Below are 13,537 nucleotides of genomic sequence, written 5' to 3'. Positions count from 1 at the left end.
AATTTGTGGCTGAAATAATTAAGGTAGTATTAGGTAAGGATCGTCATGAATTTTAAAATTGGTGCTAAACCGTTACATCCATTTCATCTGTGTTCGAATTTTCAAGCTCTTTTACTTTTTCGTAAACCAAATTACTCTCGAAGCCTTTGCGCAACAAAAAATCACAGAATTTTTTGCGTTTTTTTAGCACATTTTTTTCGGGAATGGATTGCCAGTTTCTTTCTGCAACGGTGTGAAAAGTGCATAGATATTCGGCAGCATTGATTTCTTTGAGTGCCAAATTGATATTGTACTGTGTGATTTTTCGAAATTTTAATTCGCTTACAATTCTGATTTTCCCCCAAAACTTAATCCGGTGTTTTCCTCTGGCAAAACTGCAGGCAAAGCGGCTTTCATTCAGGAAATTATCTTTGATTAGATGCACTAAAATAGTATCGATTTCATCAGAATCCATTTTCATACTTCGTAATTTTTGCACAACTTCTTCGTGACAGCGTTCTTGATAGGCGCAGTAATACTCTATTTTATGGATGGCTTCTTTTACAGAAAAAACTGGATTCATTTTTTTGGTTTTACAGCAGTATTATTGCGCTTAAAGTTGATTGTTTCTACAAGTAATTTGATTTCAAAAATAAGCCTTTAAATCGATATTGCTCCAAATGGTAAACCGGTATTTAATTTTTTTGTTTTTATAAAAAAACCTATTGTCATGTTATTAGCAATAAACGCTGTTATAAAACGAGTTAGATTAAAAAAAATGATTTTTAAAAGGTTGAAAAGTAGAAATTAGAACTGCTTAAATATGTATTTCAACCGATTATTAAGTACTTGGTCGATTAAATTGCGGGTTGTATATAATCAGAAGCTACCTTGCATCTGTAGCTATATTTTTGCTTTTTTTTAAGTAAAAAATTTTATTAAATATAGCGATACTATAAATAAATAATACGATATGAATAAAAAAATACTTTCACTAAATACTACGTTTCTTCTTTTTGTTTTTTTTATGTTGTTGTCTCTGGTATCTAATGGACAAACAACTCTTCTTCAATTTAATTTTGAAACACGGACAGCTAATCCAAATATAAATAATACAGCAGGTACTCCTACAAGCGTTTCTGTTGGTGTTGGAAATATTGATTTTGTTAACGATAATACTTGTGGAAGTGGAATTTCATCATCACTAACGGGTAATTCTTGGAATGTTAATGCTCATTATCGAATAGCGGTTAATACTACTGGGTTTGCCAACATGACTTTTTCTTACTGTAATAAAACAACTAATACTAATATAAATAGTTTTGATATTCGTTATAGTATTGATAATGGTGCAACTATAACTTCGATTGCGCCTGCTTATGTCCCAACAACTACAGGAGGAACTAATAGTTGTGTATTGCCTGTTGCGGCTAATAACCGACCAAATGTTTTGATTTATATTTATAAATCAAATGATGCTGGTTCTGCTAATACTTCATTGCTAGTAGATAATGTTACTTTAAATGGCCATAGAATCCCGACAATATCCAGCTTTACTCCAAATACTTCATGTGCTGCATCCGGAACTTCTGTTGTCATTACTGGTTCAAATTTTACTGGTGCAACCGCAGTAAAATTTAATGGTGTGGATGCGGTTTTTACAGTAAATAGCAATACACAAATAACGGCCCAATTACCTGTCACAGCCACTACTGGAGCTATAACTATAACTACCCCTGGTGGTACAGCAACAAGTTCAACTAATATTTCTCTAGTGCCACCACAAGGAGATCAAGTTATTTATGGTACAGGTTCTTGGATAGGTTTTGTGTATGCTAATACAAACGGAGGTAATCCGCCAACTAATGCCTTTAGTACAAACTATAGAGGTTATGTTACACAAACGGAGAATTTTGATTTAAATTTAGTTGACGGATCGCTTTCGGGACCTAATCTCTGTGGTAGTTATGCTGATAATTTTGCGGTACGATTTAAAATGAATAGAAATTTGCCAGCAGGTTGTTACACTTTTACAGTTGGTGGTGATGATGGATATCGTTTAAGTTTAGACGGAGGTCTTACTTACGTTGTAAATAATTGGGGTGCTCATTCGTATGTCGAAACAACCTACACGGTTTATCTAAGCGGTAATACTAATTTTGTATTAGAATATTTTGAAAACTTAGGACAGTCAAGATTACGATTTTCATCCGTATTTTCATCACTTGTAACGCCTACTGTAGGAACAGTTAATCAGCCCAATTGTGTCGTTACAACAGGAGATATTCCTTTAAGCGGTTTGCCAGCTTCGGGCACTTGGACAATTATTGCCAGTCCAAATACTACGGGCTTGACAGGATTAACGGGTACGGGAGGAACTACGACTGTTGGAGGCTTGGTTGCAGGAACAACGTATGCTTTTGCGGTTTCCAATACAACTTGTACTTCGCCAGTTACCTCTAATGTTGTTGTTGATAACGTAGTAACTACAACCTTTAATGGTTCAACTTGGACTTCTCCACCTACGATATCAAAAATAGGAATTATAGCAGCTCCATCAGCTTCACCTATTACGATCTCAAGCAATACGGAATTGTGTTCTTGCACAGTAAATACAAATTCAAAAATAATTGTAAATCAAAATGTCACACTAAAGCTTCAAGATAAACTTACGATTAATGGAAGTGGCACTTTAACTTTTCAAAATAATGCGAGTCTCATACAAATAAATAATATTGGTAATTCGGGTAATATAATTTACGAACGAGAAACAGCTCCTATTAAACGATACGATTACACCTATTGGTCATCTCCAGTTTCAAACCAGAAATTGATTGATGTTTCTCCTAATACGGATTATGATAAATTTTATTCTTTTAATGCTACAATTGATAATTGGAAACAGGAAAATCCACAAGATTTCATGCAAAGAGGAATAGGGTATATTATTAGAGCACCAGAGAATATCTCTGCACCACCAGCACCACTAGGGGTATATCAAGCTAATTTTGTGGGAGTTCCATTTAATGGACCGTTGACAATTACTGGAATTAGCCAGGACCGATCTTATCTTTTAGGGAATCCATATCCTTCGGCATTATCTGCAGATAGATTTTTAAATGCTAATAGTTCCGTACTAGATGGAACACTGTATTTCTGGACGCACAATACCGCTATAGGAATTGGTGTTAGTAATCCAGGATCGGGTGTTTATGCGTATTCATCAGATGATTATGCTACCTATAATCTTACGGGTGGGGTTGGAATCGGGACTGGTAATTCCATAAATAATGCAGAGCAAACAATCAATAAACCAACTGGAAAAATAGCAGCAGGTCAAGCTTTTTTCACTAGCAGCAAACTAAGTCCAACCGGAACAGTTATTGACTTTAATAATAGTATGAGACTGGATGTAAACGGCGCTATATTGAATAATAATCAGTTTTTTAAAGTAAAAAGTGCAACAAAAAAGACAAATACGCTTGAGCGAAACCGTGTTTGGTTAAACCTTACCAATACCCAAGGTGCGTTTAAACAAATGTTGGTAGGGTATGTCACTAATGCTACTGACGGTTTTGACTCTTCCTTTGATGGGCCAAGTTATAATGGGAATGATTTCATTGATTTCTATAGTATTAGTGATGATGTAGCAATGACCATTCAAGGCAGGATTTTGCCATTTGACGAAAATGACAGTGTCTCATTAGGATACAGTTCTGTTATAGAAGGTGTTTTTTCAATTAGTATTGATGAGGTCGATGGCGTATTTGCGTCTCAAAATATTTATCTTGAGGATAAGTTTAGCAACAGCATTCACGATTTGAAAAAAGCGGCATATAGTTTTGAAACAGCAACAGGAACTTTTGATGATCGTTTTGTACTGCGTTATACAGATAAAAAATTGGGTGTTGGAGATTTTGTTACTACTGGTACGGAAGTTTTGGTATCGGTGAAAAACAAGCGGATAAAAATCAATTCATCAGTACAATCAATCGATAAAGTTTTTATTTATGATATGCTAGGCAAAAAATTATACGAAAAAATTAATGTTGAAAATATGGAACTTGTAATCCCTAATTTAGGTTCAAGTGAACAATTTTTAATTGTAAAAACAGTGTTGCAAAATGGGAATGTGGTAACTGCAAAAACGATTTACTAAAAAAACTTAAAGTAATAGGTTTTAAGCCCATTTTGTTTTAATAAAATGGGCTATTTTATGTTAATTATTTTTTGAAATTTATCCTGGGTTCTCCTCGTTTAATTATTTAATAAAGAAAAGTGCTTTTTAACGAATAAAATTGCTGTTTAACGGTTTAATTTTGATTTTATAATAATTTTATGTGCTTTTGTTAAATTAAACCTTTGTTAAATGCCAATTTGCGCAGCAGGTTTCAATTTAAATTCCAAAACAACTTATGATCAAGAGATTATTGCCTCATTTTTCTTTTTTTTTGATAAAAAATCTAATTTCTTTCCAAATTAAAAATCTCTTAAATAATATTTTTCAGAGGCATAATTCAACCGATACTTCACAACCATTAAGTCTTTTATTTCCAGCTAAAATCATCAACGATAATATCAGGAAGCACGTGTTTGTTTGTATGTTGTTTTTTACTTTTTCATTCATTAATGCTGCTACAAGAACTAGTACTGCTGTCGGAGGAACATGGGCAACTGGCTCTACTTGGGTTGGAGGTGTGGCACCAATAACGGGGGATGATGTTATTATTGCAACAACCGGAGCAAATTCAGTTACAGTAGGAACAAGTACCAGTATTGTAAATGTCACTATTAATGCAGGGGCAACTTTAAATATAGCCAATAGAACACTCACTACCACTGGATTCTTTGTAAACAACGGAACGCTGACGGGAACAACAGGAATTATTGCGCTGACTGGTAATTTTACAAATTCAGGTAATTTTACCCTGACTACTGGTCGCTTAACCATTGCAACTGGAAATTTCAATAACTCTGGAAATTTTACATTGTCAGGAACGGGAAGACTAATGTTAGGAGGAAATTATAGCACTTCTGGGACTATTACACTTTCGAGTTCAGAAGTTCAATTCACGGGAACCGCAAACCAAACCATACAAGGATTTACCACAACAGGAACAGTTACTACGCTCAAAACGGGTGGAGTAGTGACATTAATAGGCAATGTAAGTGGAGCTGGATTAACGGTCAATGGTTCGGGAGGAACATTACATCTTGGTGTTGGATTGACGCATACTTTTTCAGGAATATGGACAAGATCTGCGGGAACCGGTATATTGAATTGCGGGTCGAGTCTTGTAAAAATTGGGGGAAGTGTTTCAGGAACAGGAGGTGCATTCATAGCAGGAACAGGAACGGTCGATTATTATAGATTAGGTAATCAAACAACTGCAGTTGTTGCTTACAACAATCTAATACTATCAGGTACAGGTATAAAAACATTTGCAACGACCCCAACAGTAAATGGAAAACTTACACTAGCAGGAACAGCAACTGTTGTAGTGTCGTCAGGAGTTGTTACTTACGGTTCAAATGCAACATTAGAATACAACACTACAAATGCAAGAACGGTTACATCTGAAGAATGGATAACTCCATTCACCGCCTCTGGAGGAGTTATTATTAATAGCAGTTTATTAATTACTTTAAATTTGGCTAAAACGTTCAACAATTCAGTTCCTTTAACGGTAAATAGTGGCGGAAAGTTAGATTTGTCTACTGTTTTGTTGACTTTAAATGGAGATCTTATCAATAATAGCGGGAGTGTAACGGGAACTACAGGCGGTGTTGCGATAGCTGGGACAGCAAATCAAAGCATTGGAGCTTTTTCAACGACAGGAACAATATCTATGTTAAAAACTGCAGGTACAGCAACTTATACAGGTGCTGTCAGCGGAGGTGCATTAACAATTAATGGAACTGGGGGAACTTTAAATCTAGGTTCAGGATTGATACATAATTTGACAGGTATTGTAACTTTTACAAACGGAATATTAAATGGTGGTTCAAGCAGTCTTAACGTTAATGCAAATAGTGTTACAGCTTGGAATGGTACAGGAACTAATTTTATAGCAGGAAATGGAACCGTAAACTTTAGCGGAATTGCACAGACATTGGCAGCAGCATCGACATTCAATAACTTGATATTTTCAAATTCCGGGTTAAAAACGCTAAATGGTATTCCTACAATAAATGGTTTTCTTTCAATGGAAGGAACAGCAACGGTTTCAGCAGTTCCAAATTATGGTTCTGCGGCTAAGCTTCAATATAATAGAAGTGTGTCTCAGGTTTCTGGTTTAGAGTGGAGAACTCCATTTGCAGCAACTGGCGGAGTTATGGTAATGAATACAGGAATAATAACGGTAAGCGGGATTAAAACTTTTGGAGCTTCTTCGCCTCTTACGATTGCTAACGGAGCAACTTTAGATAACGGAGGTTTTGTAATTTCGGGAGGATCAACATTATCGGTTCTTACTGACGGGTTATTAAAACTTACTGCTACAAGTGCCTTTCCTTCATTTACAAATACAGCTCTGAATGCGATAAGTAAAGTGGAGTACAGTGGAGATGTTCAGACGGTTGCAACACAGGTCTACGGGAACTTGATTCTTAGTGGTGCAGGGAATAAAACCTTTCCTGCTGCAACAATTATAGCAGGGGATTTAAAAATTACCGGATCAGCGGTCGCATTATTTTTAACTGGTTTCTCTTCTTCGCAAACCTTAACATTTGGAATTACAACACAAAGTATCGGCTCATGGGGAGGTACTGGTTCAGCAGCAACAAACAGGGATGTGATTCGGTTTGGTTCTACCACAACAGGTATTTTGAATGTAAAGCTTTCATGTGCAGAAGGAACATGGTTAGGTAGTTTGAGTTCTAATTGGAATACAGCAGAAAATTGGTGTGGTGGAATATTACCATCTGCCACTACTGATGTTGTAATACCAGTTGCAGCAACAAATCAACCCACTTTGGGTACAAATACGAGTGTGCGAAATATAACTATTTCTAATGGTGCGGTTTTAATTATTTCAGGATTAAGTACCTTAAATGTAAGTGGGAACTGGACTAATAATGGAACTTTTATACCTGATATTAGTACGGTAAATTTTAATGGATCTTTGCCTCAAATAGTCGAAGGGACAACAGCTTCTACTTTTTATAATTTCACGAACTTGAATATACTTTCAATCGTTACAGCAGCAAAAGGAATTACAGTAAACAATATATTGAATATTACCAATCCGTCATCAGTGCTTGATATGGCTACTTTTGTATTAATTGGAGGAGATACTTTTTCAAATGCGGGTAATGGACAAATTATAACATCTAATAGTGCAGCTACTCCAATTCCTACAGGTAAAACTTGGACCTGCAAAGTGATTTATAATAATTCAGCGGGTGGTCAAACTATCGTTGGTGGGACTTATAACGGAACACCTTCTCTTGAATTGAAAAACATTTCAGGAAATCAAACCGCATCTGGCAATATTAGTACGGGTGATAAATTGAATATTGCGGTTGGTGGCACACCTTCATTTGATATGAATGGTTTTAACTTAACATCCAACACATTAAATATTTCAACAGTTGGTGCCATACTGGATATGAAAAACGGTAATTTATCGTATAATATTTTAGATTCCATGGACGGTACAATCCGTTTTTCAGGTGCTTCTAATGGGTTATCATTCCCTTCAGGTACTGTTGATTATTACGGTGTAGGACAAACGGTAGCTGGAGGAAATTATTACAATATTCTTTTTTCCGGTATTGGAGGGAGTTATACTATCGCTAATAATATTGATGTTGCTAACACATTTAATGTTACTAAGGGAGATGTATCTGTTAATGATTCTGTTTCTTTAAACCTTAATAGTGCAGTAACAGTGTTTTCTCCTGGAACACTGACTTTACAAAATAATTCAAGTTTAGTCCAAACTACTTTTACAGGAAATAATGTTGGGAACATTATAGTAAGAAGAAATACAACTCCAATTGTTTTAGATGATTTCACCTATTGGTCTTCACCAACAAATGGAACACAAACATTACTTGATTTTTCGCCAAACACTCAGAGCGACAAGTATTTTATTTACAATAATGATTGGGCTAATGTAAATGCATTCATAACCGTTTTTGCTCCCGGAATAGGATATGCCATCCGAGCAGAAGGAACATTGATTCCGCCTGGCATGCCTGCTGTTGATGATTCTTTAAAGTTTATTGGAGTACCTAACAATGGTACAATTGAAATTCCGTTGACGGTCAGAACATCAGATGGTGTAGGGGAGCGATTGATAGGAAATCCATATCCTTCTGCTATAGATGCGGATGCTTTTATCAATGCCAACCTTTTGGGAACGGGGACAATCAACCAAACCATTACAGGAACTTTATATTTTTGGACACACAATCACACTTTGTCAGGCAATGATTATTTAGCTTCGGACTATGCCACTTATAATTTATTTGGAGCTGTTGGTGTAAGTTCGGGAACAGGAAATTTAACTAATCCAAATCAGTATATTGCATCTGGTCAAGGATTTTTTGTTGAGAATGATTTTGTAGGCAACGTTACCTTTGACAACAGCATGCGAGTTATTTCAAACAATACTAACTTCTACAGACAGAAGAAAACCAAAAATACACAAGAAGACAGGCATAGAATTTGGCTGAAATTACAAAAAGGGACAGGTGATTTGACCGGAACATTAGTGGGTTATGGTTCGAATTCGACCAATGATTTTGACCCTGGATATGATAGTTATGTGTATGATGAGAACCAAACTTTTTCGCTGTATAGTTTTATTGGAACAGCAAAGATGGCGATTCAAAGTAAAGCTTTGCCGTTTGTAGATACCGACGTAATTCCTATTGGTTACAGTATAAATGTTGCCGGAAATGCAATAATCAGCATCGATAAAGTGGATGGATTATTTTCAGACAATCAAAACATTTATTTAAAAGATAAAGTATTAAATGTATTTCACAATTTAAAAGAAGACCCATACAGTTTCAGTTCTGAAAAAGGTACTTTTAATGAGCGTTTTGAACTGCGTTTTACGGATAAAACTCTGGCGTCAGCTGATTTTGAATTAAATGACAGCAGCATTCTGATTGCTAAAGATAAAAATGAATTAAAGATAAAATCAGAAATTGAAACTATAAATAGAATTACTGTTTATGATTTGCTGGGGAAAAAAGTATTTGACAAAGTTGCCGTGAATTCTAATGAGTTCCAAACTTCTACTATTAAACTTAGCAATCAAGTGGTCGTGGTGAAATTGACGTTAGCTAATGGAAAGGTAGTTTCTAAAAAAGTTGTTTATTAAAGATTGACATTTCATATTCCAGTCATATTGAAAGTCCCATTCTGCTTGTTCAGAATGGGACTTTTTTTTGACTTTAAATAAAAAAGCACTCCTATTGATGTTTGAATTTTCAGATGTAAATATCACTAAATGTGGGTATTGCAATAAATAAAGTTTGTGTCTACATTTATAAAAGTTATCTCGACTGTTTCTTATGAAATGAGTTTTAACAAAAAAATAGATCATATTTAAATTATTCGATATGGAAAATAATTATTTATTACAGTTATGAATTTCCGCAGTGTTCAGGTAAACGGAATCAGTTTAATTTTTAATATAGTTGCACGATACTTCACTATTTTTTTCATCTTTCTTTTTATCAACGTAGCATTTCCACAACAGGGTAAGTCAGATGTAACATTTAACGCTTATGATGATGGTTTGCTGGGCGACGGTTTTGATGGAACTGTCAGAACAGTCGTTTTGCAAACGGATGGGAAATTGATTGTGGGAGGAGAGTTTTTAAATTTTAATGGTACCGCAACTTCATTCTTATGCCGACTGTTATCAGACGGCTCCAAAGATCTTTCATTCAATTTAGGTTCCGGAATCAATGGCAAAGTATATTGTGCCATAATACAACCGGATGGGAAGATTATTTTAGGAGGTTCTTTTACAAGCTTTAACAGCGCAAATGTTGGAAAACTAATCCGTCTGAATGTGGATGGTTCGAGAGATGTTACGTTCAACTCTTCACTGGGAACTACAACTAACACTATTTATGCATGTGATTTACAATCAGATGGTAGCATTATTATTGGAGGTAGTTTCACGAATTACAATGGCATTGCATCACCCAGGATAGCACGTGTTTTACCCAATGGAAGTTTAGACACATCATTCGCAGTTGGGTTGGGTGCAAGTTCACTTGTTGAGGAAGTTCATATTCAACATGACGGGAAGATCATTCTGGGAGGATCATTTCTTTCATTTAATAAAATTCCGTGCGGCAAAATAATTCGATTGAATACCGATGGAACTGTTGATACTACTTTTGTGCAAGGAACAGGTTTTAATGGAGATGTATCTGCTCTTACAACTCAGCCTGACGGGAAAATTTTAGTGGGTGGAGCTTTTTTAGAATTCAATGATGTTACTGCCGGTAGAATAATTCGGTTGAATCCTGATGGGAGTATCGACGGCTCCTTTATTTCCGGATCAGGATTTAGTAATGGTGTGGTTGAAGTTATAAAAGTAAATGCTTCCGGTTCTATTATGATCGGGGGTTCCTTTACGGGAACTTATAATGGAACAGATATTAATAGAGTAATTTTTTTGGATAGTTCTGGAGTGATAAATCCAGAATTTGATATTGGTTCCGGACCGCATAATGGTACAGTGAATGCGATTACAGAGGATTTAACGAACTCTTATTACTTTGGCGGCTCATTTACTGTTTTCGATTCCCAGATTCAAGGTCGATTAGCTAGAATAGATGGTTCTGGAACTTTAGATTTTGGTTATCTCACCGCCGGAGTGGGTTTTGATAATTCTGTTTTAAAAGTAATTGCCTTAGCAGGTAATAAAACGATGGCTTTCGGAAATTTCACCAAATTCAACGGAACGATATGTAACAGAATTACGCGGTTGTCTGAAGACGGTACGATTGATTCTTCTTTTAATAGTTCTGGAACCGGTGCAAATAACACTATTAAAACCGCTGTTATACAAACAGATGGGAAAGTTGTTTTTGCAGGTGTTTTTACAAATTACAATGGTATTGTCAGAAACAGAATAGCGAGAATTTTGGTAAATGGAGAAATTGATGCGACTTTCTCCATTACAGCGGGCTTCAATAATCAAGTATATGCCTTGTTGTTACAGCCAGATGGAAAAATAATTGTCGCCGGGAATTTCACAAGCTACAATGGAGTTTTGGTGAACCGAATAGTAAGGTTATTACCTGATGGAACTTTGGATTCTAGTTTTACAATTGGTTCTGGAGCCGATGCTATCGTAGATTGTATTTTGTTACAGCCAGACGGAAAGATTGTTTTGGGCGGCCAGTTTTCTTTTTTTAATGGGATTTCGTATAATCGGATGGTTCGGTTGAATATAGACGGGAGTGTAGATGCGGGATTTTCAATTGGAGTCGGTTTTGACAAAAATGTGTTTTCAGTCGCGTTACAGTCAGACAATAAAATGATCGTAGGCGGGACATTTACAAGTTACAAAAGCGTTCCCACAAAAAGACTTTTGAGATTGAATAGTGATGGGAGTTTAGATACCTCTTTTGCAACAGGTTTGGGCTTTAGTAATGGTGAAATTAGAGCTATAGTAATCCAACCCGATGATCGATTATTAATTGGTGGAACTTTTTCTGGAACTTACAACGGAACAGCTGCAAAGCGCATGGTTCGACTGCTTGCAAGCGGAGTTTATGACAATACATTTTCAGTGAATTTAAACAATACGCTGTACAGTATTTGTTTTACTCCAAATAATAAAGCGCTTATCGGTGGGAATTTTAATTCCGTTTCGGGTATAACAAAACATCGTGTGGCTAGGATAAAGCTTTGTACAAATAGCTCTAATTGGAATGGGATTTCTTGGAGTAATGGAATGCCGTCAGCTGAAAAAACACTTTTTTTTAACGAAAATTATACCTTATCAGCAACTGTAAATTCCTGTTCATGTACGATCAGTTCTGGAAAAACAGTTACAATTCCAGACGGAAATACTTTAGGTTTGGTTTTCGATTATTCTGGTTCAGGCACATTGATTTTAGAAAATAATGCTGCATTGTATCAATCCGAAGACCAAGTAAGTAACTCCGGAATCATTCGATTGAAAAGAAAAACAACACCTATTCTGATAACAGATTATACCTATTGGTCATCGCCAGTTTCAAGTCAAAAATTGATTGATTTTGCCCCTGATACGCCTTCGGATAAGTTTTATTCCTTTAATGCCTTTAGAAATTCTTGGGTTAATGAGCTTCCAACAAATGCAATGTCCGTTGGCAAAGGCTACATTATTCGCGGGCCACAAACCTTTTCTCAAACTGTTGCAGCACGCCATGAAGCTGTTTTTATTGGAGTGCCAAATAATGGGGAGATATCAGTTCCCATCAGTATATCTGACACGTCAAATCTTATTGGCAATCCCTATCCTTCAGCGATAAACGCAGATTTGTTCATTGGTAGAAATAAAGGAATTATGGACGGCACTATCTATCTTTGGACACACAACACTGCAATCATTAAAAATGTTTACACTTCAGATGATTATGCAGTTTATAACTTATTGGGAGGAATAGGTACAAGTGCTGCTACCAATTTGGGGGTTAATAATACAATTCCTGATGGTAAAATAGCTTCCGGACAATCGTTTTTTGTGACCAGTATTAATGGTGGAGGACCAGCCATTTTTGATAACAGCATGCGTGTGGCTGGGCAGAATAGTAATTTTTTTAAATCAAGTTCACCTAAAAAGTTGAAATCAAATGAGATTGAGAAACATCGTATTTGGTTAAATTTGAGTAATGCGGAAGGTGCTTTTAAACAAATTTTGATAGGATATGCAACTGGAGCCACTAATGATTTTGATAGTTCGTTAGATGGCAAAAGTTTAGACGGTAACCAGTTTCTAGATTTTTACAGCATCAATCAGGATAAGAATTTAGTCATTCAAGGAAGAGCGTTGCCATTTGAAGAAACAGATGAAATTAGATTGGGATTCAGAAGTACACTTGAGGGAACTTTTAGGATTAAAATTGATCAGGCAGATGGATTCTTATCCAATAAAAATGTTTTTATTGAGGATAAATTAAACAATAGCATTGTTAATATAACAAACGAAAGCTATGTTTTTACTACAGTGTTAGGAACATTTGATAATCGCTTTGTATTGCGTTATACTGACAAATTCTTGACTTCAGATGAATTTGTAAAGGATAATGAATCCGTTTTTGTATCGAGTAAAAACAAACAGTTGCTAATAAACTCAACCAAAGAATTGATAGATGAGGTTACAATATACAATTTGGGAGGAAGAAAAATTTATCAAAAAAAGGAGATAAATGCTGCTAATTTATCGGTGTTGAATTTGCTGGTTGGGCACCAAGTCGTGTTAGTAAAACTTCTTTTGCAGGATGGTTATTCAGTTACCAAGAAAGTAATGCATTGAAATAAACTATAAAAAAACCATCCTGCGAGACAAGATGGTTTAAATATTCATTC

4 protein-coding genes are annotated in these 13,537 nt (G+C 35.6%); 3 read left to right on the top strand and 1 reads right to left on the bottom strand.

Features of this window, described 5'->3' with window-relative positions; genetic code table 11:
* Nucleotides 1-64 precede the first annotated feature (64 nt).
* The gene (locus ACP7AV_RS01335) at nucleotides 65-562 is read right to left on the bottom strand and encodes a regulatory protein RecX (protein ID WP_426090452.1); all 498 of its coding nucleotides are present in this window, start codon (nucleotides 560-562) and stop codon (nucleotides 65-67) included.
* A gap of 390 nt (nucleotides 563-952) precedes the next feature.
* Here ACP7AV_RS01335 and ACP7AV_RS01330 point away from each other — a divergent pair, with 390 nt between their 5' ends.
* From ACP7AV_RS01330 to ACP7AV_RS01320, 3 genes are all read left to right on the top strand, one after another.
* On the top strand, nucleotides 953-4,138 hold the full coding sequence (locus ACP7AV_RS01330) for a T9SS sorting signal type C domain-containing protein (protein WP_426090451.1): 3,186 nt from the start codon (nucleotides 953-955) through the stop codon (nucleotides 4,136-4,138).
* A 256-nt stretch (nucleotides 4,139-4,394) separates the two neighbouring features.
* Nucleotides 4,395-9,317, top strand: a complete 4,923-nt coding sequence (locus tag ACP7AV_RS01325) for a T9SS sorting signal type C domain-containing protein (protein ID WP_426090450.1) — start codon at nucleotides 4,395-4,397, stop codon at nucleotides 9,315-9,317.
* Between the two features lie 267 nt (nucleotides 9,318-9,584).
* Nucleotides 9,585-13,484, top strand: a complete 3,900-nt coding sequence (locus ACP7AV_RS01320; protein ID WP_426090449.1) for a T9SS sorting signal type C domain-containing protein — start codon at nucleotides 9,585-9,587, stop codon at nucleotides 13,482-13,484.
* The last annotated feature ends 53 nt before the right edge of the window (nucleotides 13,485-13,537 follow it).

The organism is Flavobacterium sp. DSR3-2, from assembly GCF_049896525.1.
GTDB lineage: Bacteria > Bacteroidota > Bacteroidia > Flavobacteriales > Flavobacteriaceae > Flavobacterium.
Note: the sequence above shows the minus strand (reverse complement) of the source record. Positions and strands in the feature narration are given on the sequence as shown.